The organism is Labrenzia sp. THAF191a, assembly GCF_009363335.1.
GTDB classification, from domain to species: domain Bacteria; phylum Pseudomonadota; class Alphaproteobacteria; order Rhizobiales; family Stappiaceae; genus Roseibium; species Roseibium algicola.
On the sequence record NZ_CP045333.1, the window covers coordinates 2,389,579 to 2,415,186 of the forward strand.

Sequence of the window (25,608 nt, forward strand, 5' to 3'; positions counted from 1 at the left end):
ACGCTGCGCGTTGTCGCTACATTGCCGCGACACGTCCGGGACGATCACCCGTGGGTCTTGGTTTCTTTTCCCGCCGGTTCGCCTGGAAATCACCGCATCGGGATTGTTTGGTCTGTGCCGTGCTGTCGAGAAACTTCTTGTAGGTGGCCGTCCATTCGGAGCCCTGCGTTGCCGGGATCTTCAAGTGGTCGCAGCGAACCTTGGCGAAAAGGGCGAAGGTTGGCGTGTCGAGGCCGGCTTTCTCCGCGGTTCTGAGAACCAGATCCTTCTTGCCGTTGAAGACCGCATCCTTGAGTGCCGTCTGGGCCGTGCGGCCGCGCGCGCTGAGCAGCTCGATCGCATGATTGAAGCGGCCATCCTGCAGCAACAGAATCATAAGCTCGTTGACGGTGATTTCCGCACGCTCCGCTTCCCGCCATAGAAGGGTCATGTCCGGATTGTTGAGGGCATCGCCGAACTCCCGGCGCAGCACCTTCAGTCTTGCGATCTGGTCCAGTTGATCCTGCGACAGGGAACCTTCGATGATACTGCGCAGTCGCTTCTTGGTTTCATCGTCCACAAGCGGCAGCAAGGCCCGGCACACTGCAGGGGAAAGATCGGAGCGCAGGCACAGGTCCTCGCGCAGGACCACGTCTTCCGTGGCGTATTTGACGAAACTCAGCATGGTTTCGCGGGACAGTTTGATCTCGCGGTTGCCGGCCAGAATGCGGTGCACCGGGCGGTCGCCTTTTTCGGCAATGGCATCTGAGACTTCGGGCGAGAGGTCGGTGCGGCGGGCAATCACCTGTAGGTGACTGTTGCTCAACCGTTCGACAAAGTCGATCAGGTCTTCCTGGGTTAGCGCGGGGCTTTGCGCAAGCAGGGGCATGGCCACATTGACGTCGTCTTCGGCGATCTTGCGGGCAAGCTCCGGCGGGGTGTTGACTTGCGAAGCGAGCTTGTGGGCCAGCCTGGCACGATCCCTGGGCGAGCCGACACTGTACAGTTTGATGATTACTTCGGAGAAGATTGCCAGTTCCCGGTCGGTCCGCTCATCGAGGTTCGCGATCACAAGTTCGCTCACCTGCGCGAACAGCCGTCGTCGCGCCTCGTCTGTGCCTTCCTGTGCAAGCTTGATCAAGGACCTGGGCATCCTTCCTCCTCGTCGGGCCAGATTGGCGCCCATATTGTTATTATTACGTTACCCGATAAATGGAGGCTGGCATATTACCTTGCGTAAAGGTGAAATCTTTTTGCGATTTCCAGTGAATCCTTGTTTCTGCTGGTTTTGATGCGGTCGTTACTGCACGGGAAACTTGCGTTTTATAATAGTACCTAAAAAATGTCCGAAGACAGCAGTCTGAACCCTTTTCATCCGCGAGCGTTCCTCCATATTGTCCCTGCCATGGCCGGACCCCCGCCGGTCTTCCTGGAATTGACAAGAGTTTGAAATGAAGATTTTGCGCTGCTGCCTCTTTGCCCTGATGACAATGATGCTTGCCGGGTTGGCTCCGGTTCTGGCTCAGGAAAGCGGGGGGCAGGCCCCGGCGCAAGAGCAAGCGCCGCCGGCCGATGTCGAACAGGCGAGCCAGGCCCTGATAAAGGTCCTGAACGACCCTGAAAGCCGGGCAGCGTTGATCGATCTCTTGCAGAAAAGCACAGGGGACGGTCAGCCTGCTGATGGTGACAGGCAGGTTCCCGGGAATGAAGCTGCAATTCCGGTTCAGGGTATCTCTCAACCCCTGCAGCAGGAAAACTTCGCCCTTCGGATCGGTGAATACACACGGGTTCTGGTCGATGACGCGGGCTATCTCTTGGAGCAGGCAATGCGCTCGTTGAACGGCCTGGTTCTGGTTGCGCGCGGCGATATCCCGGTGAAATGGGACCGGGTCGAGGATATCGCGATCCAGGTCGGCATCGTGCTTCTTGCAGCTTATCTCGGCTTTTTTGCCAGCCAGTTGATCGCGAAGGCACTCTATCCACGCATGTCGCTCTATGCGCGTTACGGCGGTGGGCTGACGCGCAGCTTCATTCTTGTTCTGACATCGGTCGTCGATGCAGTGACTGTAGGCGTCGGTTGGGCCGTCGGCAACGCGGCGGCCCTGGCAAGCTTCGGTGGAATAAATGCAGGCGTAACGCTTCAGGAAAGCCTGGCGCTGAACGCGTTTTTCATCCTCGGCATGGCCAACGTCTCGCTGCGCTTCATATTCGCGCCGGGGCGGCCGGAACTGCGGCTGCTGCCGTTCACCGATGAGAGTTCGCTCTACTGGTACGGCCGTTTGCGGTTGTTCATGTACTGGATGGTCTTCGGCCTGTTCCTGGCCGTGCCGATCGCCAATGTTGCGGTTTCCTTCGTGCTCGGCAACGCCTTGCGGTTCCTCGTCGTGCTTCTCGGGATGATCTATCTTCTGGTGCTGGTGCACCAGAACAGGCACCGGGTGAACGTGGGTGCGCGGGATTACGCCGAGCATCTGCAGAGCGCTCTTGCCAAGCGCGCGCTCGTGCTCGTCGGCCAACTCTGGCACCTGGCTGCCTACGGCTATATCGCGGCGGTTTTCATCATCTGGGTGACCCGGCCGTTTGATGCGACAACCATTATTCTGCGGGCAACGGGTCTGTCGATCCTCACCATCATGGCGGGCATGGCCATTTCTCTGGTCGTCACCAAGGCCATCAAGGGCGGGATACGCCTGCCGGACGACCTGAACCGGACCCTTCCGGCGCTTCAAAGCCGGCTGAACGCCTTTGTGCCGCGCCTTCTGAAGTTCATCCGGTTCGCCGTCTTCCTGGTGACGGTGTTGCTGCTTCTGGAGATCTGGGGTCTGTTGACGGTTGCCGAATGGCTGGTCAGCGAAGCCGGGGTGCAGCTTCTGAGCAGCTACGGTTCTGCCTTCCTGGTCCTGCTCGTCGCTTTCATGATCTGGCTTGCCGTCATGTCGTGGGTGGACCTCAGGCTGCAGTCACGTTCCGGATACATCGTTACAGCGCGCGAACGCACGCTGTTCCAGTTGTTCCGCAATGCATCGACGGTCGTCATCGTGGTGATGGCACTGCTCTTGTCGCTGTCGGAAGTCGGTGTCGATATCGGTCCGCTGATCGCCGGTGCCGGTGTCGTCGGTCTGGCGATTTCCTTCGGTGCGCAGACCCTGGTCAAGGACATCATCACCGGTGCCTTCATCCAGGTCGAGAATGCCATCAACGAAGGCGACGTCGTCACCGTTGCCGGGATAACGGGAACGGTCGAGGGGATCACCGTCCGGTCGGTGCGCATGCGCGATATCGATGGAACAACCCACATCATTCCGTTCTCGTCGGTCGACATGGTGTCCAACTTCATGCGCGGCTTCTCCTATCATGTCGCGCTGATCGGTGTTGCCTACGACACGAATATCACCCACGCCAAGGACGCCATGCTGGAAGCCTTCCGCAGACTGAAGGAAACGGATTTCGGACCCAAGATCATCGGTGATTTCGAAATGCACGGCGTTACCAATTTCGGTGCCAGCTCCATTGATATCCGCGGTCGCATCAAGACCGTCCCGGGGGATCAGTGGGGCGTCGGGCGTGCGTATAACGAATTCGTCAAACAGGTCTTTGACGAACGGAATATCGAAATCCCGTTCCCGCAAGTGACCTATCACGCCGCTACGCCTCCTTTCGTGGAAGACGGGAACAAACCGAAACAGCGCAAGAAGGTTGACGTTTCTTCGACCCAGTTGGAGGACGATGCTCCGGCAGAGGACGGAGAAAACTAGACAGATCAATACCTTGTAGTTTCTGAGTGGTCTATTCAACCCCGGCGGAGGCGCAAGCTTCTTGCCGGGGTGTTTCGTCTTGGTGTGCGAAATTGTTGATTGAATTTCGAGAAGTTTCGTTTTATTTTCATTTTCAATCCTGAGACGCAAAAACACAGGCCGGGGACAGTTATGGCTGCGGATTACGATCTTTTGATCATTGGTGGGGGCATCAACGGAACGGGCATCGCTCGCGACGCGGTCGGCCGGGGGGCTTCGGTTCTTCTGGTCGAAATGGGTGACCTTGCCGGCGCCACATCGTCGGCCTCGACCAAGCTCATCCACGGCGGGCTGCGCTATCTGGAATATTACGAGTTCGGTCTGGTGCGCAAAGCGCTGAAAGAGCGTGAAGTGCTGTGGCGCGCAGCGCCGCACATTGCCTGGCCGCTCCGGTTCATCCTGCCGCACCACAAGGACCTGCGTCCGGCATGGCTCCTGCGGCTCGGTCTCTTCATGTATGACCATCTCGGCGGGCGGGAACTGCTGCCGGCCACAAAGACCGTGCGTCTGGATCAGGCTCCGTTCTCGCAAGGGCTCAAGAAGCTCTTCAAGAAGGGTTTCGAATATTCGGACTGCTGGGTGGACGATGCCCGGCTGGTGGTTCTGAATGCGCGCGATGCGGCTGATCGCGGTGCCGAAATCCAGACCCGAACCAAATGCATCAGCGCACGGCGGGACGGCGACGTCTGGCAGGTCGTTCTGAAAGAACTGGCAAGCGGCGAGGAAAAGACCGTCACTGCCAATGTGCTGGTCAATGCCGCCGGGCCGTGGGTTGCGGACATGCTGAGCGGCGTTACCGGGGCGAACAACAGTTCCAGCGTCCGGCTGGTCAAGGGCAGCCACATCATCGTCAAGCGCCAGTTCGAACACGACCGTTGCTTCATCTTCCAGAACGGCGATGGCCGGATCGTGTTCGCCATTCCTTATGAAAACGACTTCACGCTGATTGGCACGACCGATGTCGATTTCCAGGATGACCTGAGCAAGGTCGAGATCTCGAAGGACGAGATCGCGTATCTGTGCAAGGCGGCGAGCGAGTATCTGGCAAATGCGATCACGCCTGAAGACGTGGTCCATACCTATTCCGGCGTCCGCCCGCTCTACGATGACGGCGCAAAGGATGCCAAGGCAGCGACGCGCGACTATGTGCTTGAGCTGGATGCGGGCGATGCAAAGCCGGCGATCCTGTCCGTCTTTGGCGGCAAGATCACGACCTATCGCAAGCTTGCCGAGCATGTCCTGGAAAAGTTGGAGCCGTATCTGCCTTTCAAGCGCGGGGTTTGGACGGCATATGCGCCGCTGCCGGGCGGTGATTTCAAGGTGAGCGAGTTCGACGCGGAAGTGTCACGCCTCGAGGCCGATTATCCGTTCCTGGACAAGGTCTTCGCCACTCGTCTGACCCGTCTTTACGGCACGGATGCGCGCTTCATACTCGGGGAAGCAAAGACGCTCGAAGATCTCGGCCGCTGTTTTGGCTACAATCTTCATGAAGCGGAAGTGAAATGGCTGGTCCGCCGCGAATGGGCCCGCAGTGCGCAGGACATCCTGTGGCGACGGACGAAACTGGGGTTGCGACTCAGCGGGGAGGAAGCCGCCGAGCTGGACACCTATCTGTCGGCTTATCTTGCGGAGCAGGCCGGCGCTGCGGCATAGTTTTATCAAACGGAACCAGATGACCTGCCGGCCTTGCCGGCAGTTTTCATGACAAGAAGAAAACGGGAGGTGCGCCATGGCCGGATGTGTTTTGGCAATAGACCAGGGCACGACGTCGAGCCGGGCAATTGTCTTCGGCGACGATTTCCATCCAATCAGTGTGGGGCAGCAGGAGTTTCCGCAACACTTCCCGAAGTCGGGTTGGGTGGAGCATTCGCCGGCCGATATCTGGACGAGCACGCTGCGCGTGTGCCGGGAGGCGCTGGAAAAGGCACCGTCCGGTGGCGCGGATGTTGCCGCGATCGGGATCACTAACCAGCGGGAAACCACCCTTGTCTGGGACCGCTCAACGGGCGAACCGGTCTACAACGCCATTGTCTGGCAGGACCGGCGTACGGCCGATTTCTGCGCGAAATTGCGCTCGGAAGGCCGCGAAGGAGTTTTTTCCGCCAAGACAGGCCTGTTGCTGGATCCCTATTTTTCCGGAACCAAGATCGCCTGGATCCTCGACAATGTGGACGGTGTGCGCGAGCGTGCGGAACGCGGTGAGCTTGCCTTCGGCACCGTCGACACATGGCTGATCTGGCAACTCACGGGCGGCAAGGTGCACGCAACCGATGCCACCAACGCTTCCCGGACGCTGATCTACAACATTCACGAAAACAAGTGGGATGAAGAGCTTTGCAAGCTCCTCAACATCCCGCAGAACCTGCTGCCCGAGGTCAAGGACAGTGCGGATGATTTCGGCGTCACCGATACGGAATTGTTCGGCCGGGCAATACCGATCCTCGGTGTTGCCGGCGACCAGCAGGCCGCGACGGTCGGGCAGGCATGCTTCAAGCCGGGAATGGTCAAGTCCACCTACGGCACGGGTTGCTTTGCACTGATGAACACCGGGTCCAAACCGGTCCGGTCCAACAACCGCATGCTGACGACCATCGCCTACAGGCTGAACGGCGAAACCACATATGCGCTCGAAGGGTCGATCTTCGTTGCCGGTGCTGCCGTCCAGTGGCTGCGCGACGGTCTGGGTCTCATCGAAAGTGCCGGCGACACGCAGTCGCTTGCCGAACAGGCGGATCCGAACCAGGACGTCTACCTAGTTCCTGCCTTCGTTGGTCTTGGCGCTCCCTATTGGGACGCGGACGCCCGGGGCGCGCTGTTCGGTCTGACGCGAAATACGGGTCCGAAGGAAATTGCCCGGGCGGTCCTGCAAAGCGTTGGTTACCAGACCAGCGACCTGGTTGAAGCCATGCGGGCAGACTGGCCGGAGGCTGAACAACCGGTGCTCCGTGTCGATGGCGGCATGACGGCATCCGACTGGACGATGCAGTTCCTGGCCGACATTCTGGGCGCGCCGGTCGACCGGCCGACTGTCCCGGAAACGACGGCGCTCGGGGCAGCGTGGCTCGCCGGATCGAAGGCAGGTGTCTGGCCTGGCGCCGAGGCATTTTCGGCAGAATGGAAGCTGGAAAAGCGTTTCGAGCCGCGTTTACAGGAAAGTGAGCGGGCCAGATTGCTTGCCGGATGGCAGGACGCTGTCAAACGAACGCGTTCTACGCAGGGTTGAGAAATTCAGAGGCTCCCGTTATTGCGGGAGCCTTTTGTTTTCAGGCGGTTAGATGAAGCTTGAAAAACGCTGCCGTTGCGGTATTTGTTTCTCGTGAGTTAACGTTGCCGCATTAAAAATTTACGGCAGCAACTCTTACCTAGCAAAAAAATTTCAAAAACATCCTCAAATTAGAAATATGTTGGCAGTTGATTTTCTGCCAAAAAAACGCCTTAGTTTGCGCTGGCTTGGGCTTAACTCCTTTGCGCGATTCAACGATGCAAGGCCCTTGCTCTTCATCAAGGGGAGAACAGTTTGATGAATTTCCAAAAAACCTTGAAGGCATCCCTTCTTGGCGTAAGCCTTGCTGTGATTGCAGCAACCGGCGCTTCTGCAAAAAACCTGGTTTATTGCTCTGAAGGTTCGCCTGAAGGCTTTGATGCTGCACTTTACACCGCAGGCACGACGTTCGACGCTTCCTCCAAGCCGATCTACAACCGGCTTGTCGAGTTCAAGCGCGGCACGACCGAAGTGCTGCCGGGCCTGGCTGAAAGCTGGGAAGTTTCCGAAGACGGTCTGGAATACACCTTCAAGCTGCGTCAGGGTGTGAAGTTCCACACCACCAGCTTCTTCACGCCGACCCGTGAATTCAATGCAGACGACGTGATCTTCACCTTCGAGCGTCAGCTGAAGAAGGATCATCCGTGGCACGAATACACCGCCGGTACCGCGTGGGAATATTTCGACGGCATGTCCATGCCGGACCTGATCAAGGAAATCGTCAGGGTTGACGACTACACGGTCAAGTTCGTCCTGAACCGTCCGGAAGCACCGATGATCGCCAACCTGGCGATGGACTTCGCTTCCGTCGTGTCCGCCGAATACGCAGCGCAGCTTGAAGCAGCAGGTTCCAAGGAACAGCTGAACCAGCAGCCGGTCGGCACCGGTCCGTTCTCCTTCGTGGGTTACCAGAAGGACGCCGTGATCCGTTATGCGGCAAACCCGGACTACTGGGGTGGCAAGCAGCCGGTCGACAACCTGATCTTCGCGATCACTCCGGATGCAGCCGTGCGTCTTCAGAAGCTGAAGGCCGGTGAATGTCACGTCATGCCGTACCCGGCACCGGCCGACATCGCCGACATCAAGGCTGACGGCAACCTGACCCTGATGGAACAGCAGGGCCTGAATGTCGGTTACCTCGCTTACAACACCAAGCAGGCACCGTTCGACAAGCCGGAAGTCCGCAAGGCGCTGAACCACGCGATCAACAAGCAGGCGATCCTCGACGCAGTTTTCCAGGGCTCCGGCCAGGCTGCGAAGAACCCGATCCCGCCGACCATGTGGTCCTACAACGACGCCGTTGAAGACGACGACTACAATCCGGAACTGGCCAAGGAAATGCTGGCAGCAGCTGGTGTATCTGATCTTTCCATGAAGATCTGGGCAATGCCGGTACAGCGTCCGTACAACCCGAACGCTCGTCGTATGGCTGAAGTCATGCAGGCCGATTTCGCGAACGTCGGCGTGAACGTCGAGATCGTTTCCTACGAATGGGGTGAATACCTGTCCCGTTCCAAGGACGAGAACCGTGACGGTGCCGTGCTTCTCGGCTGGACCGGTGACAACGGCGACCCGGACAACTTCCTGGCCGTTCTGCTCGGCTGTGACGGTGTCGGCGGCTCCAACCGCGCCCAGTGGTGCAACGAAGAGTTCGACGCGCTGATCAAGAAGGCAAAGACCGTGACCAGCAAGGAAGAGCGCACAAAGCTCTACGAAGAGGCACAGGTCGTGTTCAAGGAGCAGGCTCCGTGGGCAACCATCGCGCACTCCGTGGTCTTCATGCCGATGTCCTCCAAGGTCTCTGGCTACGTCATGGACCCGCTCGGCGGCCACTGGTTTGACGGCGTGGACATTGCGGAGTAAATCCGCCTAACTCGAAGAGGGCGCTGGCAGCAATGCTGGCGCCTTCGGACATTCTGGCCGGCGGATGCTTTCCTGACATCAGGTCGTTTCCGCTGGCTCTTCGTATCTGGAACCTGACATGCTTCGCTTTCTTCTAGGTCGTCTCGGCCTGTTGATACCGACATTCTTCGGCGTCACCCTCGTCGCCTTCTCGTTTATCCGCATGCTGCCCGGCGATCCTGCCGAACTGCTCGCCGGCGAGCGCGGTATATCTGATGAGCGGAGGGCTCAGGTCCTTGGCCAGCTTGGCTTCGACAAACCGCTCTGGCAACAGTACCTCGACTACATCGCAGGTATCTTCCAGGGGGATCTGGGCACGTCCTTCGTGTCGAAGAAGCCGGTGCTGGATGAATTTCTGACACTGTTTCCGGCGACTGCCGAACTCGCGCTCTGCGCCATCATCATTGCCGTCTGCCTTGGCATTCCCGCCGGCATCTTCGCGGCCGTGAAGCGCGGATCGGTTGCCGATCAGGCAATCATGGGCACGGCGCTGGTCGGCTACTCGATGCCGATCTTCTGGTGGGGCCTGCTGCTGATCATCCTGTTTTCGGGAACCCTCGGCTGGACACCGGTCTCCGGGCGCATCTCGCTGATGTTCTTCTTCCCGCAGGTCACCGGCTTCATGCTGATAGACAGTCTGCTGTCCGGCGAGAAGGGCGCTTTCCTCTCCGCCGTCCGGCACCTGATCCTGCCGTCCATCGTTCTGGCGACCATTCCGATGGCAGTGATTGCACGCCAGACACGATCCGCCATGCTGGAAGTTCTGGGCGAGGACTACGTGCGCACGGCCCGTGCGAAAGGTCTGCCGCCCCGCGCGGTGATCGGTCTGCATGCGCTGCGCAATGCCCTTATCCCGGTGGTGACCACCATCGGCCTGCAGGTCGGCGTGCTTCTTGCCGGCGCGATCCTGACAGAGACTATCTTCTCCTGGCCGGGCATCGGCAAATGGCTCGTCGACAGCATCTCGCGCCGCGACTACTTCGTGGTCCAGGGTGGTCTGCTGCTGATTGCCGGGATCATCATGATGGTCAACCTGATCGTGGACGTGCTCTACGGCCTGATCAATCCGCGTATTCGCCACAACTGAGCCGGGGACAAGGAAAATGACAAATACCTCGCCGGCTGCGAAAGCCGATCAGACCAAGCTCCAGGCAGAAAGCCGCAACGCCACCAAGGCGCAGCTTGTCGAGTTCTGGTACTACTTCTCACAGAACAAGGGTGCCGTTGTCGGCCTCGTGGTGTTCGCGTTGCTGGTCCTCATGGCCATCTTCGCGCCGCTGGTCGCACCGCATAGTCCCGACTTCCAGTATCGCGACAGTTTCCTCGTGCCTCCGGTCTGGGAGGAGGGCGGCAAGGCCGCGTTCCTGCTGGGAACGGATGCCGTTGGCCGTGATATTCTTTCGCGCCTCATCTTCGGCGCGCGCTTCTCGCTGTTCATCGGTGTTGTCGTCGTCACCATCGCCCTTGTCGGCGGTGTCGTGATCGGCCTTGTCGCCGGTTACATGCGCGGCATGACCGACACGCTGATCATGCGTGTGATGGACATCATCCTGGCATTCCCTTCGCTTCTGCTGGCCCTCGTGCTGGTGGCTATCCTGGGGCCCGGGCTGATCAACGCCATGATCGCAATTGCCATCGTGCTGCAGCCGCATTTCGTGCGTCTGACCCGCGCGGCCGTCCTGTCCGAACGCACACGGGACTATGTCGTCGCGGCGAAGGTGGCAGGTGCCGGGCATATGCGGCTGATGTTCAAGACGATCCTGCCGAACTGTCTGGCGCCGCTGATCGTTCAGGCGACGCTGTCGTTCTCCAACGCGATCCTGGATGCGGCTGCCCTTGGCTTTCTGGGTATGGGGGCACAGCCGCCAACACCGGAATGGGGCACCATGCTTGCCGAAGCGCGCGAATTCATCCTGCGCGCCTGGTGGGTGGTAACCTTCCCGGGTCTGGCGATCCTGATCACCGTTCTTGCCATCAACCTGGTCGGTGACGGCCTGCGCGATGCGCTCGACCCGAAACTGAAGAGGAGCTAAGCCATGTCTCTTCTTGAAATCAGAAACCTGAAGGTCGAGTTCGACACCGCCAAGGGCCCGTTCAAGGCGCTTGACGGTGTTGATTATGCGGTCGATGCGGGCGAGGTCCTGGCGATCGTCGGCGAATCCGGGTCCGGAAAATCCGTCGCCATGCTGGCGACCATGGGTCTGCTCCCGAACACGGCAACGATCACCGCCGACAAGATGGAATTCGAGGGTCTCGACCTGCGCACCCTGTCGGCCAAGGAACGGCGCCGGGTTATCGGGAAAGACATCTCGATGATCTTCCAGGAGCCGATTGCCAGCCTCAACCCGTGTTTCACGGTCGGCTTCCAGCTCGGTGAAACACTGAAGACCCACATGGGGTTGAAGGGACGTCAGGCCCGGGACCGGGTGGTCGAGATCCTGACTTCCGTCGGTATTCCGAACCCAGCCGAACGCCTGTCCGCATTTCCGCATCAGATGTCCGGCGGCCAGTGCCAGCGTGTGATGATCGCCATGGCAATTGCCTGTGCGCCGAAACTGCTGATCGCCGACGAGCCGACGACTGCCCTTGACGTGACGATCCAGAAACAGATCCTGGATCTCCTGGTCAAGCTGCAGCAGGACAGCGGCATGGGGCTGATCATGATTACCCATGACATGGGTGTGGTGGCCGAAACGGCCGATCGTGTCATCGTGCAGTACAAGGGCCGCAAGATGGAGGAGGCCGACGTGCTGTCCCTCTTCGAAAACCCCAAGAACCCGTATACGAAGGCATTGCTTTCAGCACTGCCGGAAAATGCCACGGGCGACCGCTTGCCGACGGTGAGCGACTTTGCCGAAGCGGGAGGTTTCTGAGATGGCTGACGATGTGATCCTCAAGGTCCGCGATCTGTACCGGACCTATGACATCAAGGGCGGCATGTTCAAGAAGGCGTCGACCCTGACCGCCGTCAAGGGCGTGAACCTGGATGTGGAACGCGGCACCACCCTTGCCGTGGTCGGCGAAAGTGGCTGTGGCAAGTCGACCCTTGCGCGCATGCTCACCATGATCGACGCGCAGTCTTCCGGCCTTATCGAGATCGATGGCCTGCCGATCGATATCTCCAAGACCGGTATTTCCCGCGAAATGCGCCAGAAGGTGCAGATCGTTTTCCAGAACCCCTATGGCTCGCTGAACCCGCGCCAGAAGATCGGCCATGTTCTGGAAGAGCCGCTTCTCCTGAACACCGACATGCCGTCGGCAGAGCGCCGTGACCTGGCGCTGCAGATGCTGGAGAAGGTCGGGTTGCAGCCGGAGCACTACGGCCGTTATCCGCACATGTTCTCCGGTGGCCAGCGTCAGCGCATCGCGATTGCGCGGGCGATCATGATGAAGCCGAAGTTGCTGGTGCTCGACGAGCCGGTCTCCGCGCTTGACCTGTCGGTCCAGGCACAGATTCTGAACCTGCTTGCGGACCTGCAGGAGGAGATGGGCCTCACCTATGTGTTCATCTCTCACGACCTGTCGGTGGTGCGCTACATCGCAGACAAGGTGATGGTGATGTATTTCGGTGAAGTGGTGGAATACGGCACGCGGGACGAGGTTTTCGAGAACCCGCAGCACGATTACACCAAGACACTGTTCGCCGCGACGCCGAATGCGGATGTGGAAAGCATCAGGAAACGACTGGCTGCAAAGGCTGCCTGAACCGGCAGTTCTGTCAGACGCTGAAAACAAGACCCTCGCTCTTTCCGGAGCGGGGGTTTTTTGCTTTCGGTCACGGAAGTACCGGGATCGACCTGCGCTCCAACTCCGGCCCGGTCGCAGCTTCGGTTTGCAACTTGTCGCAACGCAGCAATTTTTGGGTTGCATAATTCCATATTTCGAGTATTCTCGAAATATGGAAAAAGAAGACGCCCTGAATGCATTGGCAGCTCTTGGTCAGGAAACCCGCCTCGACGTCTTTCGCCTGTTGGTGAAGGCCGGAAAAGAAGGCATGACCGCCGGTGCCATCTCAGATGCACTCGATGTGCGTCCGAATACCCTGTCGACCCACCTGGGCGCCTTGTCCCGTTCCGGCCTTGTGCACGCCGAACGGGACGGGCGCTCGATTTGTTATCGGGCGAGCCTGGAAGCGATGCAGGGCCTCGTGACCTACCTGTTGCAGGATTGCTGCGGCGGCAACCCGGAACTCTGCGCACCGATCGCATCGCTTGTGGCCGGTGGCGGCTGTGAACCAGGTGGGAAGTGCTGACATTCAGGAAACAGATACGCCTGGATGCTGGAAGGTTCCTTTCGGCAGCAAGACAAGCTGCGTGACCGGTTCTGAGCGAATTGATGTTGAGACACCTCGGGCAGGTTTTCCACGCTGCTCCCTGGTTTGCTGAAATGCCGATGTGAGAGAGAGTTGGAATGACACAGGAAACGTCACCCATGGGGCTCTTCGAGCGCTTCTTGTCGCTCTGGGTTGCCTTGTGCATTGCCGCCGGGGTCGGGCTCGGCGCCCTCTTTCCCGGGGTCTTCGAGGCGATCGCCTCTCTGGAATATGCCAGCGTCAATCTGGTTGTGGCCGTACTCATCTGGGTGATGATCTACCCGATGATGGTCAACGTCGATTTTGCCTCGTTGAAGGATGTCGGCCGCAAGCCCAAGGGGCTCTGCATCACGATCGTCGTCAACTGGCTGGTCAAGCCCTTCACGATGGCAGCACTCGGCATCCTGTTCTTCGAGCACGTATTCGCGGGGCTCGTGGATCCGCAGACTGCAAAAGAGTACATCGCCGGCATGATCCTGCTCGGTGTCGCACCGTGCACGGCCATGGTCTTCGTCTGGAGCCAGCTGGTGCGCGGCGATGCCAACTACACGCTTGTCCAGGTCTCCATCAACGACATCATCATGGTGTTTGCCTTCGCGCCCATCGCTGCGCTGCTGCTTGGTGTGACCGACATTGTCGTACCGTGGCAGACCTTGCTGCTGTCGGTGATCCTTTATGTGATCATTCCGCTGGTGGCCGGCTATTTTACCCGCAAGGCGCTGGATGGATCGGGGAGCGACGAGCGCATCGCCGAGTTCACGGCAAAGGTCAAACCCTTCTCCGTCATGGGTCTTCTGGCAACCGTTGTCCTGTTGTTCGGATTTCAGGCGCAGACCATTCTGGAAAAGCCGCTGGTGATCGTGTTGATTGCCGTTCCCCTGCTGATCCAGAGCTATGGCATTTTCTTCGTCGCCTACGCCTGGGGGTATCTGTGGCGGGTGCCGTTCAACACCGCCGCGCCGGCAGCGCTGATCGGGACGTCCAACTTCTTCGAGCTTGCCGTTGCCGTTGCCATCAGCCTGTTCGGTCTGAACTCGGGCGCTGCCCTTGCGACGGTTGTCGGTGTTCTTGTGGAAGTGCCGGTAATGCTGTCGCTGGTCGCCTTTGCAAACCGGACACGGTCTCACTTTCCGGCGGCTGCCTAACCGGAGCCGCTGACCAGCGTCGTTGCCTGACGGCGCAGGTAAAGCATCAGGTTTTCCGCGTGATCCATCGCGGCGACCTCGTCTCCGGCAGCAACGGCGCGCATGACCTCCATGTGGCTCCAGGCTGCCGGGGTGAGATCCTCCTCACCAAAATGGCGGTACCAGAACCGGCGGCTCTGCGTCTGCAAAGGGGCCAGGGCCTTTGCTGCAAAAGGGTTGCAGGCAGCGGCCGAAACGACTTCGTCGAAGGCTTTGTCCAGGCGCAGATAGTCCGCCACGTCCGGCTTCGCAGCCGCCTCGCGCATGTCTAGCGCAATCGCTTCCAGGGTTCTGCGGTCGTCCTTGCTGGCAAGCCGCGCTGCCAGCCCTGCAACGAGACGTTCCAGAGCGTGGCGGGCCTCAAGAACCTTCAGAAAATCGGACGGGTTCATTTCCGCAACGACAATGCCAAGCCGCGGCCGGATGTTCAAAAGGCCTTCCCAGGACAGCCGCTGAATGGCTTCGCGTATGGGTGTTCTGCCAAAACCCAGTCTCTGTGTAAGCGCGGCCTCCGTTACGGTTGCCCCTGGTTTCAGTTTCAGGGTCACGATTTCTTCTTCCAGCAGGCGATAGGCCTGAGTGGATCGGCTGAAATCTGCGGACATGAAAGTCTGGGCCTTTATATGTTTCAGATGTGCGAGTGATATATCAGAAGGTCAGCCGCTAGACGAGCCTTGCCGGTTCTGGCAGGACGGTGAACCTGAAAACAGACTGTTGGTCTGGACGGTGGATCCTTGCGACACCCGCATTGTTTCGCCGAACAGGTCGTTGATCGCGAACGAGAAAAGACACGCCGAATGAGCAAGGGACATGTCCATGTGATTGGTGCGGGCATCGTCGGGCTGGCGACTGCTGCCAGCCTGGTGCAACGCGGTTACGGCGTGACGGTGCTGGACCGCGAAGGCCCTGCGGCAGGCGCAAGCCAGGGCAACGCGGCTGCCATCGCCTGGACAGACGTCGCGCCTCTTGCGTCGCCCGGCTTGTGGAAACAGGCCTTCAAATGGATGCTGGATCCGCTGGGTCCCCTGTCGGTCCGTCCGGCCTATGCGCTCAAGATCCTGCCGTGGATGCTGCGTTTCATGGCGGCTTCAAACCCTGCAAAGGTGGCGCAGAGCACGAAGGCGCTGGCAGATCTGAATGGAGGCGCTCTTCCGGCGTGGGAAGCGCTCTGGCGGACAACGGGAACCCACAACCAGGTGCGCCGGGACGGCTGCCTGGAACTGTTCGATACGGTACAGTCGCTTGAAGCCTCGCGCGCGGGCTGGGCCGAGCAGCGCGACTACGGCATCAAGGTTGAGGAGCTGGATGCATCTGCGATCCGGGATCTGGAACCGGACCTTTCTTCCCGTGTCGTCGGCGGGGCACTCGTGCCGGACTGGGTGCAGGTGGATGAGCCCAAGGTCCTTTGCCTTTCGGTTGCCGAGTGGCTGTCATCTCAGGGTGTCAAGTTCGAGATTGGTGAGGTCAGCCGCCTGCAGCCCAAAGACAAAGGCTGTGACGTGATCCTGAAAGATGGCGGCACGATCGCGGCCGAGCGACTGGTGATTGCCTGCGGGGCATGGTCGAAGGCCCTTGCCGCGCAGCTGGGAGATCCGATCCCGCTGGATACGGAACGCGGTTACAACATCACTATCCCGGACCCCGGCGTTAACGTGAACCGCATGATCATGCTGTCCGGTCACGGGTTCGTCCTGTCGCGTCTGTCGAGCGGCTTGCGCGTGGGCGGGGCAGTGGAATTCGGCGGTCTCGACCTGCCGCCGAACTGGCGCCGCGTGGACGCAATGCTGGCCAAGGCAAAGCTGTTTTTTCCGGAGCTCAAGTCGAAAGGCGGCAAACGCTGGATGGGGTTCCGCCCGTCGATTCCGGACAGCCTGCCGGTCATCTCGCCGGCAACACGGCATGGCGGCATCTTTTATGCCTTTGGCCACGCCCACCACGGTCTGACGCAGTCTGCCGTCACGGGGCAGATGATTGCTGACATGATCGAGGGTGTCCGGCCTGATATCGATCCAGCGCCCTTTGCGGCAAGCCGGTTCTGAGCCAATGTCAGTGCGGCGGCCCACAGGCCGCCGCTTTCCTGTCAGGGCTTCATCGTCATTTCAATGCTGATGTGCTGTGCCTGCTCGTGAAAGTATTCTTCGGTCGGCACAAAGCCATAGGCGGTGTAAAAACGCCGGCCGCGAGCATTCTCCTTGAAGACTTCAACGGTGAGCGGCCCCTTCTGTTTGACCGCGTGATCCACAAGGGCCCTTCCGAGGCCACGTCCATGATATTGCGGGTCCAGAAACAGGCCGCCGATGTAGTTGTCCAGCAGCGAGATGAAGCCGACGGCAACACCGTTGATCTCCGTGACGTAGGTTTCCGCTTTCGGCAGATAGATGTCACGGATGGCGGTGGCGGCCATGTCGTGAAAGTCGTCGCTCAGAAACGGGTGGGCGAATTCACTGGCCTTGCGCCAGATATGGATGATCCGTTCAGCGTCCTGGCTGACATAGGGTCTGATCATTTGGATAACATTGTCCTTTGCCGATCATGAGGTCACGACCGGGTGGTGTCTCTCTTCAGGTTTGGCAAACGCAGTCCGGAGCAGCCGGAGGCGATTTGCGGATGGGCACCGATGGGTGCCCGAGAGGTCAGGACATAAAATCTCCGAAGTGGACTGAGAGGCCCATACCACACCCTGTTGCCGGAGGAAAAGACACATGCTTCTCGAAGCTGACATCGGCTGTCTCAGATCGACTGCATTGGCGAGCGGCGTTTTTCCCGGTAGAGCTTGTCGAGATGCAAGGTCACGATGGCAAACACCACCCAGCTGGTATGAAAGACAAGACCTGCAAGCATGACGGTCCATCCGGGGATCGGCCCTATCGCCGCCCGTTGGAACACGTCGGCAAGGCTGGTCAGTGGGACAGGGTGTATCGCCAGCTTGCCGTAGTAGGCGACAGCCTGGATCGCCAGGATCCAGGAGTAGTTGCTGCGCAAGCGCCGTCCTGCCGCCCTGACCAGCGAGATATGATAATGCGGCATTTCATAGTCGTCGGAGAGCATCGTTGCCCAGCTTCCGCGCATGGGTACTTTGCCTCCGGCGAGGATGGGCGCGTAAAAGTCCGTCTCCATCAGCCGAGCCCGCGCCCGAAACATGTTGTAGTAGCGGTAGCGGCGAGCTTCGAAGATCAGGAAAACAGTTACCAGCAGCCCCACCAGCACCATGGGCAAGGGTGATGCTTCCTTGTTGGAGAATGTCGCGGACAGCGCGATGCCGGTGGTGACGACGGCCCAGTTGGTGGTGTTGTCGAGGCGGGTGCGCCAATGGGTGCTGCGAAACACCTCAGCGCGATAAAGGTGGGCAAGCGCGGTGAGCGTGCCGGACTCCATGTCCTGCTTGGGCCAGTCCTGTTCCTGATCCTTCTGAGACATATTCCGTTCCTAAACGGACTTCTTGTTAAAACAGAGTAATGCAGTTTCCCGCTATTGCCAGAGGGGCAAAATTGACCATGGCGAAGCCGGGGAAGGGCGCGCGCTGCCTGTCTGACAAAGTGCCGCGCAAGCAACCGCAAATCGAAGTTCCTTTTCCTGTTCGTATGACCTAAAGTTCGTCGTTGAATACAGTAATTTTCTCCGAAGACGCTGCATTTTCTCTAAAGTAACTTCAATGGAACAGGCATTTTGATGAACAGGTTTTCGCTTTTTGTCGTGCTGGCAGCACTTGTTTTGCCAGCCAGTATCGCTTTCGCCTCACCGGACGTCGATTTCCCGCAAAACGGTGCATCCTACGGCGGCAAGGTTCGCAGTGGTCCTGGTATGCAATACGGGCAAAGCGGCAGTCTCCGTCAGGGGGACGCCATTTTGATCCTGTCCGGTACCGGGGTCATGATGAATGGATACGAGTGGTTCCAGGTCAGGTATCGCAACGGACAGACGGGCTTTCACTGGGGCGGGCTGTTCTGCTCGGAGCGCCCATACCCGGGGATATACGAGGTCTGCGGAGGCCGGCCTCAGGTCCAGAACCCGGTGCCGCAGCAACCTGGCGGCCAACTGTCGGCAGCTCCTGGTGTGAATGGCCAGAATGTTGGTGTCGTCCGGCATTCTGGCGGCAGTTTCACAAACATTGGAAACGGCCAGTGGCAGGAAGCGGACGTCTACGGCACCGTGAATTTCCATTTTCAGGAATTCGGCCGGGACGACTGGTCGGTGTATCTCCACGATGCTTCAAGAAATGTGACGCTGCAGCTGGATCTGCATCGGCGCATGATCCTTTATGAGCAGGGAAATGGTCCGCGGTCGGACCTTTACCAGATCACCGATGCCTTTCCGGCGCGCAACTATCAACCGGCAGCAGCTGGCAATGTGGCGCAGCCGGCCGCGGGAGACTCAATCACGGTGCATTACACGTGCACCGAAGGATTGCCTTTGACGGCCACCTACGTGCAAAGCGGCAACGGCCACCTGATCTACACCATTGACGGTCACACGCCGAGACGGCTCGAGCAGGTCGTCTCAGGGTCGGGCGCGCGTTATACGGACGGTCAGTACACGGCTCACAGCAAGGGGCGTCAGCTCTTGCGCCAATCGCCTTCGGGCATCGATGACTGTTACGAAAACCAGTAGCAGGTTGATCCAGCGGCGCTGATAACGCCGCTGGATCAGGCCCTCATTTCTTCTTGTTCATCGCTGCGGCAAGTGCCGCGGCCAAGGCGTTGTTGCCGCTGTCTCCGCCGGAGGACTTCGGCGCACCGCCACCACGGGGGCCATTTCCGCGCGGACCGTTTCCGCCGCCTGGCCCCTTTCCGCCGGGGCCTCGGCCCCCAGGACCGCTCCGGTTCTGGCCACCCCTTTCCTGACCACCGCGCTCACGCTGGCCCTGATAGTCGGCCTGGGACTTCATGGTCATGGAGATGCGCTTGCGCGGAACATCCACTTCCAGGACCGTCACCTTGACGATATCACCGGCCTTCACGACCTTGTGCGGATCATCGACGAAACGGTCCGCCAACTGGGAGACATGCACCAGTCCGTCCTGGTGGACGCCGACATCGACGAAGGCGCCGAAGTTGGTAACGTTGGTGACCGTGCCTTCCAGCTTCATGCCGGGTTTCAGGTCGGAAATTTCCTCGACGCCGTCCTGAAGGGTGGCGGTCTTGAATTCGGGGCGCGGGTCACGGCCCGGCTTTTCCAGTTCCGACAGGATGTCCTTCACGGTTGGAAGACCGAATTTTTCGTCGGTGAATTCTGACGGCTCGAGGCCTTTCAGCAGTGAGGCGTCGCCCATGATCTGGCGCACGTCGCGGCCGCAGGCCTTCACGATCCGTTTTGCCAATGGATAGGCTTCCGGGTGGACGGACGAGGCGTCGAGCGGTTCCTTGCCTTCGTTGATGCGCAGAAAGCCGGCGCAGAGTTCAAAAGCCTTGGCGCCGAGGCGCGGGACTTCCTTGAGCTGTGTGCGACTGTCGAAGCGGCCGATGGCTTCACGGTGTTCGACCACCGCCTTTGCCAGACTGTCCGACAGGCCGGAAATGCGCGACAGCAGGGCGGGAGAGGCGGTGTTGAGATCAACGCCGACGGCATTCACCGCGTCTTCGACAACCGCATCCAGCGCACGGGCCAGCTTGGTCTGGTTGACGTCGTGCTGGTACTGGCCGACGCCGATAGACTTCGGTTCGATCTTGACCAGTTCGGCAAGCGGGTCCTGCAGGCGGCGGGCGATGGAGGCCGCGCCGCGCAGGGAAACGTCGACATCCGGCATTTCCTTCGCCGCCAGTTCCGAGGCCGAATAGACCGAAGCACCGGCCTCGTTGACGATGACCTTCACCGGGCGCTGGGCGGCGGGGATGTCGGCAAGAACATCGCCCGCCAGCTTGTCTGTTTCACGGCTGGCCGTGCCGTTGCCGATGGCGATCAGGCCGACCTTGTGTTTCGCGATCAAGGCGAGGAGAGCGGCGCGGGAGCCGGAGACATCATTGCGCGGTTGGAACGGATAGATGGTCGCGGTTTCAACCAGCTTGCCCGTTGCATCGACAACGGCAACCTTCACACCTGTCCGGATGCCGGGATCGAGGCCGAGCGTGGTTCTGGAACCGGCGGGGGCTGCCAGCAGCAGATCCTTGAGGTTGCGGGCAAAAACCTGGATGGCTTCTTCTTCCGCCTTGTCACGCAGGACACCCATCAGGTCGAGTTCCAGGTGAAGGGCAAGCTTCACCTTCCAGGCGAAACGCGCAGCTTCCATAAGCCACTTGTCGCCAGGGCGGCCCCGGTCAGCGATGCCATAGGTGTCAGCAACCATCTTTACGGCGGGCAGGACAGGGGAGACGTCGTCAGCATCAACCGTCAGGTCGACAGACAGGATGCCTTCGTTGCGGCCACGGAACAGCGCAAGGGCACGGTGGCTCGGGATCTTCGACCATTGTTCGGAATAGTCGAAATAGTCGGCGAATTTCGCTCCTTTTTCAGCCATGCCGTCGATGAGTTTCGATTGAACGACACCACGTTCCTCGACATGGCGGCGCAGGCGGCCGACCAGCTCGGCGTTTTCGGCAAAGCGTTCCATCAGGATCTGGCGGGCACCGTCAAGCGCCGCCTTGGTGTCGGCAACGCCCTTGCCTTCATCCACGTAAGCGGCCGCTTCGGCCTCGGGGTCCCGGGTGGGATCGTCCAGAAGAGTGTCGGCCAGCGGTTCCAGACCGGCTTCGCGGGCAATCTGCGCCTTGGTGCGACGCTTCTTCTTGAACGGCAGATAGATGTCCTCAAGCTGGGACTTTGTATCGGATGCCTGAATGCTGGCAACAAGATCGTCGGTGAGCTTGCCCTGCTCTTCGATGGATTTGGTTATGGCGACGCGGCGGTCTTCCATTTCGCGCAGATAAATCAGCCGCTCTTTGAGCTTGCGCAGCTGGGTGTCGTCAAGCCCGCCGGTGGCTTCCTTCCGGTAGCGGGCGATGAACGGCACCGTCGAACCTTCGTCCAGCATCTGGACGGCCGAATTCACCTGGCCGGCCTTGCAGCCGATTTCATCCGCGATCCTCTGTGCGATGCGCAGGGCGATCTGGGCGGACAGGTCGGCCTTGGGAGTGGACGTGGTCGGGTCGGTCATCGATACGCTTGCCATTTACGAAAGGTACTTTCCGTCGAGAAAAATCTGAGCCGCAGACGATAAGCCCCCTCAATCGGGCGGAAAAGGGACCGATGAGCTCCGTCCACTGTGAAATACCGAAAGATTGCCGGATCGGGCGCGCCGGATTGAAACAAGCCGAGCCCAATGGCGAACCAATTTCGCGGCAGGCAGTTCAGTGAAATTGTTTTGGTATGCACTTTTAGGTTGAGCTACAGGTAGTTCCTGTACGAATTGCAATAAATTGCGTATTCTGCGTTGAAAACGAGCAGCTATTCTTTCAACAAGATGTCGTGGTCGGTTGGTGGTGCGCATGGGGGCAAGGGCGCACATCCTGCCGAGGTTCAAGGTTCCCGAGCTTTAATAACCGGATCACACGGTTTGTTATGAGGAGTGCAGACCGATGGCGCGCGGACGGCCAAGAAAAATCGATACCAAAGACGCTCTTCATTCCGTGATGATCGCCTTTTGGCAGAACGGCTACACCGGCACATCCATGAGCGATCTTGCCGAGGCGTCAGGCATGGCCAAACCGGGCCTTTATGCCGCGTTCGGCGACAAGGAAGCGCTGTTCGAAAAGGCGCTTCTGCACTATTTCGAAACCTACGGCGGGCCGGTTTTTGCCAGGTTGAAACGGGCAGAAAAACACGTTGTCCAGGACTTCCGGGATTTTCTCGGTGCCGTCGCGGATCTGACGCTGGACAAGGAAACACCGGCTGGATGTTTTCTCGTCAATGCGCTTGTCGACTGCACATACGGCGCTCAGCGGCACCAGGAAGTCGTGCTGGACCTTCGGGCTGCACGGTTCAAGGCCATCAGGGATCGCCTTTTAAAGGCGGTTGCTGCGGGAGAGATGTCTGAAGATACGGACGTGGACCGGACGGCAACCTTCATCGACGGACAGTTTTCGGCAATTGCCCTGCTTGGGCGCAGTGGCAGCAGCGAGAACGACCTCAGAACCTTTATCGAGACCGGTCTCCAGGCACTTCCTGCAAGCAATGATCTGCAGGAGATTTCCGAAGCCGCGTTCAACTCGCCTATCTTACGACAGTGATCTGCTCGGCGGCGCGGGTGACTGCGGTATAAAGCCAGCGGCTCTTGTGCTCGCGGAATGCCCAGCTTTCATCGAACAGGACAACGTTGTCCCATTGCGAGCCCTGGGCCTTGTGGACGGTCAGCGCATAGCCGTAGTCGAATTCGTCCGCCTTGCGCCGGATGGCATAGGGAATGCTTTCCGCGCCATCCTCGAACATGGCCGGCAACACCTTCACCTTGACGGCGTTTCTCGAGAGCTCGTCCTCGGACACGACATCGAAGCGCAACGTGTTGCCACGTGGGGGGCGCAGGCGCTTGACCGTCCAAAGACCGCCGTTCAGAAGCCCCTTGGTCTTGTCGTTCCTGAGGCACACCAGCTTGTCGCCGACCGCTGGCATGGGAGTGGAGAAATCCTTCAACTCGCGAATGCGGGCGTTGTAGAGCCTGCGCGTCTTGTTGGTGCCGACCAGCACCTGATCGGCGGCAAGGATCTGGTCCTTGTCGATGTCGCGCCGGTGGATCACCCGGCTTTCGCCGAATGTGCCGTAGTCGAGCTGGCCACCGTCGCGAATGGTCATCGACATGCGTACGATCGGATTGTCCTGCGCCTGTCGGTGAACCTCGGTCAGCATCACGTCGGGCTCTGCTTCGGTGAAAAAGCCACCGCCCTTGACCGGAGGCAGCTGTGCCGGATCGCCCAGCACCAGAACAGGCGTGCCGAAGGACAGAAGGTCCTTGCCCAGGTCTTCGTCGACCATGGAGCATTCGTCGATGACGATCAGGCTCGCGGTCGAAGCCTGGCTGTCCCGCTTGATGGCAAACTGCGGGCCGCTGTCGTCATCATCGTCGTCAAGGTCGTCTTCTTCCTTGGCCGAACGGGGGCGGTAGATCAGCGAATGGATCGTGCCCGCGTCCTCGCAGCCTTTCTGGCGCAGCACATGCGCAGCCTTGCCGGTGAAAGCGCCAAAACAGACATCGCCGTCGATGCCTTCCGCCAGATGCCGGGCAAGCGTTGTCTTGCCTGTGCCCGCAAAGCCGAACAGGCGGAACACCTGCCTGTCGCCGCGCTTTAGCCAGGCAGCGGCTTCTTTCAGGGCTTCATCTTGTTGCGGGGACCAGGCCACGGAATGCTCCTTCAGGATCAGAACCGGTTGCTTACCCCGAAACGGGCGATTCGACCACGGCGGAATTGGGGGGCTTGAGGCCGTTATGTTCAGGCGCGCGCACCGGGCGTTCGTCCAGCGAAGCCAGACAGCAGCCGTTTCCAATCCAGACGCCAGCCTCAGACCTTGCTGTAGTTCCAACCCCAGCCGCAGCCGTAGACCCAGACTCAGCCCCAGCCTCCCCCTCATCCTGAGGAGGGCCGATGGCCTGTCTCGAAGGATGGGCAGCACACTCAGGAGCAAGTGGCCCATCCTTCGAGACGCGCACTTTCGTTTGCTCCTCAGGATGAGGGGGAGGGCTGGGGATCGCTCCTACGATTTCGGCTCAGAAGAACAGAAGCTTGAGTGAAATTACCCCAGAACCGAGAACGAGCTTTCCTTGGTCAGCTCGCGCTTGCGGGAGAACGTCGCCGTGTTGAGCGTGTGGGGGACATGCTCCAGCTTGAATTGCAATGGCTTGGCGTCATGGTCATTGCCAGCTTCGCAGTAACCGATCAGATCTGTCATCAGGCGCCCGGCAACGGTTGCGTTCTTGAACTGGTTGCCGCTGGTTCCGATGGCCAGGTAGTAGCCATCGACATTGGTGCGGTCGTAAATCGGGAGCCAGTCGTCCGTCGCGTCATAGAGCGCCGCAACCCCCACAGGGTGCTGGGATACGCCCAGTTCGGGTACTCGTTGAGAGTAGCGGTAGGCATAGGTGAGACCGCGGTCGGTGAGGTCCATTGCAAAATCGTCGGGATCTTCCACGAGATGCGGGTCGCAGGCAGGGTTCTGGCTGCCGATCATCAACTGGCCGCCGCCACCCGGCTTGACGTAGACGGAGATGTCGTTGTCGGAAACGACCAGACCTTCGCGGGAATAATTCAGACTTTGTGGCGGGGCGATCTGAACCACTTCCTGGCGCAGCGGGCGGTGGCCAATCTTCATTCCGGTCTCACCTTCCAGGAGCGCGTTCACCTTGCCGGAATGCGGGCCGGCGACATTGATGACGATGGCTGCCGGGATATGTTCGCCGTTCTCAGTGAGAACACCGGTGACACGGTTGTTCTCTACCGGAATCTTGACGATCCTGGTCTTGAAGCGGAACTGCGCCCCAAGCCTGGCTGCCGCATCCTTCAGGTTGCGGGCGGCGATTTGCGGATCGTCGACGTAGCCACCTGCCGGGAAGAAGACACCGCCCTGAAGCGCACCACCGGTCGGCATGCCGAAGTCGTCGTCATCCATGGTTTTCGCCGGGGCGAAACAGTCCAGGTTGTAGCCCGGGAGTTCCTGTGTGATGCGGTCGGCCGACCAGTGTTCATAAGGGATGCCGAGGGCGTCGGCATGTTCCAGAACATGCTTCTGGTAGTTGTCGGATGCGGTCTTCATCACCAGTGTGCCGGTCTCGATGAAATGTGCCAGTTCCCCGGTGTCTTCCGTTTCCAGATAGGCCTGCCAGTTCTTCCAGTCGTGATAGCCTTCAAGGGCCATCGCCGTGCCGTCGCGCGTGGAATAATAGGTGCGGATCACCGCCGCGGAGCTGGAGGTGGAGCCATAGCCGGCTGCCGGCAGGGCGTCGACATTCAGTGTCTTGTAGCCCTTGCGTGTCATGGACAATGCGATGGCGCAACCGATGATGCCGGCACCGATGATAATCACGTCATGGCGGTTCGGCGTTTCGTTTGATGTTGGCATGGCTGTCCTTCCTTCCGGCGTTTCGCCCAGAACAGAGGACAGCCCCTTTTTTGTCTAGCGGCAAAACCGCCACTTGATGTTCCGATCCAGTCATATCGTTTGTCGGAAAGGCTGCAGCTGCAGCTAAAAATCATCATATGTTTATAAATAAAACCATCATGCTGAGTTTGCTAAATATCGTGGAATTTGTTCTCAAGT

At 59.5% G+C, this 25,608-nt stretch carries 20 protein-coding genes; 13 read left to right on the forward strand and 7 right to left on the reverse strand.

From position 1 onward, the window contains the following. Positions 1 to 16: 16 nt before the first annotated feature. Positions 17 to 1,132 (reverse strand): DUF2336 domain-containing protein, encoded by a 1,116-nt coding sequence (locus FIV05_RS11050; protein ID WP_152509572.1) that lies wholly within the window; start codon positions 1,130 to 1,132, stop codon positions 17 to 19. Positions 1,133 to 1,430: 298 nt separating this feature from the next. Here FIV05_RS11050 and FIV05_RS11055 point away from each other — a divergent pair, with 298 nt between their 5' ends. From FIV05_RS11055 to arsB, 10 genes are all read left to right on the forward strand, one after another. Continuing rightward, positions 1,431 to 3,734, forward strand: coding sequence for a mechanosensitive ion channel domain-containing protein (locus FIV05_RS11055; RefSeq protein WP_209009936.1), 2,304 nt, complete (start codon positions 1,431 to 1,433; stop codon positions 3,732 to 3,734). A 171-nt stretch (positions 3,735 to 3,905) separates the two neighbouring features. Further along, complete coding sequence (gene glpD / locus FIV05_RS11060) at positions 3,906 to 5,426, forward strand: glycerol-3-phosphate dehydrogenase (protein WP_152509573.1); 1,521 nt, start codon at positions 3,906 to 3,908, stop codon at positions 5,424 to 5,426. 76 nt (positions 5,427 to 5,502) lie between these two features. Next, a complete protein-coding gene (gene glpK / locus FIV05_RS11065; RefSeq protein WP_152509574.1) occupies positions 5,503 to 6,996 on the forward strand; it encodes a glycerol kinase GlpK in 1,494 nt (497 codons plus the stop codon). Between the two features lie 297 nt (positions 6,997 to 7,293). Next, on the forward strand, positions 7,294 to 8,898 hold the full coding sequence (locus FIV05_RS11070; RefSeq protein ID WP_023003397.1) for an ABC transporter substrate-binding protein: 1,605 nt from the start codon (positions 7,294 to 7,296) through the stop codon (positions 8,896 to 8,898). Positions 8,899 to 9,016: 118 nt separating this feature from the next. Then, positions 9,017 to 10,024, forward strand: coding sequence for an ABC transporter permease subunit (locus FIV05_RS11075; RefSeq protein ID WP_023003396.1), 1,008 nt, complete (start codon positions 9,017 to 9,019; stop codon positions 10,022 to 10,024). Positions 10,025 to 10,040: 16 nt separating this feature from the next. After that, positions 10,041 to 10,970 (forward strand): ABC transporter permease subunit, encoded by a 930-nt coding sequence (locus FIV05_RS11080; RefSeq protein WP_023003395.1) that lies wholly within the window; start codon positions 10,041 to 10,043, stop codon positions 10,968 to 10,970. Between the two features lie 3 nt (positions 10,971 to 10,973). Then, positions 10,974 to 11,810 carry an ABC transporter ATP-binding protein gene (locus tag FIV05_RS11085; protein ID WP_152509575.1) on the forward strand — a complete coding sequence of 279 codons (837 nt, stop codon included), beginning with the start codon at positions 10,974 to 10,976 and terminating at the stop codon, positions 11,808 to 11,810. A gap of 1 nt (position 11,811) precedes the next feature. Further along, positions 11,812 to 12,642 carry a dipeptide ABC transporter ATP-binding protein gene (locus FIV05_RS11090; protein ID WP_023003393.1) on the forward strand — a complete coding sequence of 277 codons (831 nt, stop codon included), beginning with the start codon at positions 11,812 to 11,814 and terminating at the stop codon, positions 12,640 to 12,642. 193 nt (positions 12,643 to 12,835) lie between these two features. Further along, positions 12,836 to 13,189 carry a metalloregulator ArsR/SmtB family transcription factor gene (locus FIV05_RS11095; RefSeq protein ID WP_055661220.1) on the forward strand — a complete coding sequence of 118 codons (354 nt, stop codon included), beginning with the start codon at positions 12,836 to 12,838 and terminating at the stop codon, positions 13,187 to 13,189. 158 nt (positions 13,190 to 13,347) lie between these two features. Then, positions 13,348 to 14,394: an ACR3 family arsenite efflux transporter gene (gene arsB, locus FIV05_RS11100; protein WP_152509576.1), complete on the forward strand. Its 1,047-nt coding sequence runs from the start codon at positions 13,348 to 13,350 to the stop codon at positions 14,392 to 14,394. Here arsB and FIV05_RS11105 read toward each other — a convergent pair. Beyond that, complete coding sequence (locus FIV05_RS11105; RefSeq protein WP_152509577.1) at positions 14,391 to 15,038, reverse strand: GntR family transcriptional regulator; 648 nt, start codon at positions 15,036 to 15,038, stop codon at positions 14,391 to 14,393. The two genes, arsB and FIV05_RS11105, sit on opposite strands and share 4 nt — an antisense overlap. A gap of 192 nt (positions 15,039 to 15,230) precedes the next feature. Between FIV05_RS11105 and FIV05_RS11110 the strand changes: the two genes are divergently transcribed. After that, positions 15,231 to 16,472, forward strand: coding sequence for an FAD-dependent oxidoreductase (locus FIV05_RS11110; protein ID WP_152509578.1), 1,242 nt, complete (start codon positions 15,231 to 15,233; stop codon positions 16,470 to 16,472). Positions 16,473 to 16,513: 41 nt separating this feature from the next. On the opposite strand, the gene FIV05_RS11115 is transcribed toward FIV05_RS11110, so the two are convergent. Next, positions 16,514 to 16,939 (reverse strand): GNAT family N-acetyltransferase, encoded by a 426-nt coding sequence (locus tag FIV05_RS11115; RefSeq protein WP_152509579.1) that lies wholly within the window; start codon positions 16,937 to 16,939, stop codon positions 16,514 to 16,516. Between the two features lie 224 nt (positions 16,940 to 17,163). Continuing rightward, the gene (locus FIV05_RS11120; RefSeq protein WP_152509580.1) at positions 17,164 to 17,850 is read right to left on the reverse strand and encodes a DUF2270 domain-containing protein; all 687 of its coding nucleotides are present in this window, start codon (positions 17,848 to 17,850) and stop codon (positions 17,164 to 17,166) included. Positions 17,851 to 18,102: 252 nt separating this feature from the next. Here FIV05_RS11120 and FIV05_RS11125 point away from each other — a divergent pair, with 252 nt between their 5' ends. After that, a complete protein-coding gene (locus tag FIV05_RS11125) occupies positions 18,103 to 19,041 on the forward strand; it encodes an MliC family protein (RefSeq protein WP_152509581.1) in 939 nt (312 codons plus the stop codon). Positions 19,042 to 19,084: 43 nt separating this feature from the next. Here the strand turns inward: FIV05_RS11125 and FIV05_RS11130 are convergent, their stop codons facing one another. After that, on the reverse strand, positions 19,085 to 21,535 hold the full coding sequence (locus tag FIV05_RS11130; protein WP_152509582.1) for a Tex family protein: 2,451 nt from the start codon (positions 21,533 to 21,535) through the stop codon (positions 19,085 to 19,087). A 406-nt stretch (positions 21,536 to 21,941) separates the two neighbouring features. Between FIV05_RS11130 and FIV05_RS11135 the strand changes: the two genes are divergently transcribed. Then, positions 21,942 to 22,592 (forward strand): TetR/AcrR family transcriptional regulator, encoded by a 651-nt coding sequence (locus FIV05_RS11135; protein WP_152505543.1) that lies wholly within the window; start codon positions 21,942 to 21,944, stop codon positions 22,590 to 22,592. Here FIV05_RS11135 and FIV05_RS11140 read toward each other — a convergent pair. After that, complete coding sequence (locus tag FIV05_RS11140; RefSeq protein WP_023003383.1) at positions 22,576 to 23,697, reverse strand: ATP-dependent RecD-like DNA helicase; 1,122 nt, start codon at positions 23,695 to 23,697, stop codon at positions 22,576 to 22,578. The genes FIV05_RS11135 and FIV05_RS11140 overlap by 17 nt on opposite strands. A 390-nt stretch (positions 23,698 to 24,087) precedes the next feature. Continuing rightward, complete coding sequence (locus FIV05_RS11145; protein WP_152509583.1) at positions 24,088 to 25,410, reverse strand: FAD-dependent oxidoreductase; 1,323 nt, start codon at positions 25,408 to 25,410, stop codon at positions 24,088 to 24,090. Positions 25,411 to 25,608: the final 198 nt, after the last annotated feature.

Coding starts and splice junctions, on each gene's coding strand:
- FIV05_RS11145 (WP_152509583.1), bottom strand. CDS start 25,410: ATGCCAACATCAAACGAAACGCCGAACCGCCATGACGTGATTATCATC.
- FIV05_RS11115 (WP_152509579.1), bottom strand. CDS start 16,939: ATGATCAGACCCTATGTCAGCCAGGACGCTGAACGGATCATCCATATC.
- FIV05_RS11090 (WP_023003393.1), top strand. CDS start 11,812: ATGGCTGACGATGTGATCCTCAAGGTCCGCGATCTGTACCGGACCTAT.
- FIV05_RS11105 (WP_152509577.1), bottom strand. CDS start 15,038: ATGTCCGCAGATTTCAGCCGATCCACTCAGGCCTATCGCCTGCTGGAA.
- FIV05_RS11070 (WP_023003397.1), top strand. CDS start 7,294: ATGAATTTCCAAAAAACCTTGAAGGCATCCCTTCTTGGCGTAAGCCTT.
- FIV05_RS11135 (WP_152505543.1), top strand. CDS start 21,942: ATGGCGCGCGGACGGCCAAGAAAAATCGATACCAAAGACGCTCTTCAT.
- glpD (WP_152509573.1), top strand. CDS start 3,906: ATGGCTGCGGATTACGATCTTTTGATCATTGGTGGGGGCATCAACGGA.
- FIV05_RS11110 (WP_152509578.1), top strand. CDS start 15,231: ATGAGCAAGGGACATGTCCATGTGATTGGTGCGGGCATCGTCGGGCTG.
- FIV05_RS11075 (WP_023003396.1), top strand. CDS start 9,017: ATGCTTCGCTTTCTTCTAGGTCGTCTCGGCCTGTTGATACCGACATTC.
- glpK (WP_152509574.1), top strand. CDS start 5,503: ATGGCCGGATGTGTTTTGGCAATAGACCAGGGCACGACGTCGAGCCGG.
- FIV05_RS11050 (WP_152509572.1), bottom strand. CDS start 1,132: ATGCCCAGGTCCTTGATCAAGCTTGCACAGGAAGGCACAGACGAGGCG.
- FIV05_RS11120 (WP_152509580.1), bottom strand. CDS start 17,850: ATGTCTCAGAAGGATCAGGAACAGGACTGGCCCAAGCAGGACATGGAG.
- FIV05_RS11085 (WP_152509575.1), top strand. CDS start 10,974: ATGTCTCTTCTTGAAATCAGAAACCTGAAGGTCGAGTTCGACACCGCC.
- FIV05_RS11055 (WP_209009936.1), top strand. CDS start 1,431: ATGAAGATTTTGCGCTGCTGCCTCTTTGCCCTGATGACAATGATGCTT.
- FIV05_RS11080 (WP_023003395.1), top strand. CDS start 10,041: ATGACAAATACCTCGCCGGCTGCGAAAGCCGATCAGACCAAGCTCCAG.
- FIV05_RS11130 (WP_152509582.1), bottom strand. CDS start 21,535: ATGGCAAGCGTATCGATGACCGACCCGACCACGTCCACTCCCAAGGCC.
- arsB (WP_152509576.1), top strand. CDS start 13,348: ATGACACAGGAAACGTCACCCATGGGGCTCTTCGAGCGCTTCTTGTCG.
- FIV05_RS11125 (WP_152509581.1), top strand. CDS start 18,103: ATGAACAGGTTTTCGCTTTTTGTCGTGCTGGCAGCACTTGTTTTGCCA.
- FIV05_RS11095 (WP_055661220.1), top strand. CDS start 12,836: ATGGAAAAAGAAGACGCCCTGAATGCATTGGCAGCTCTTGGTCAGGAA.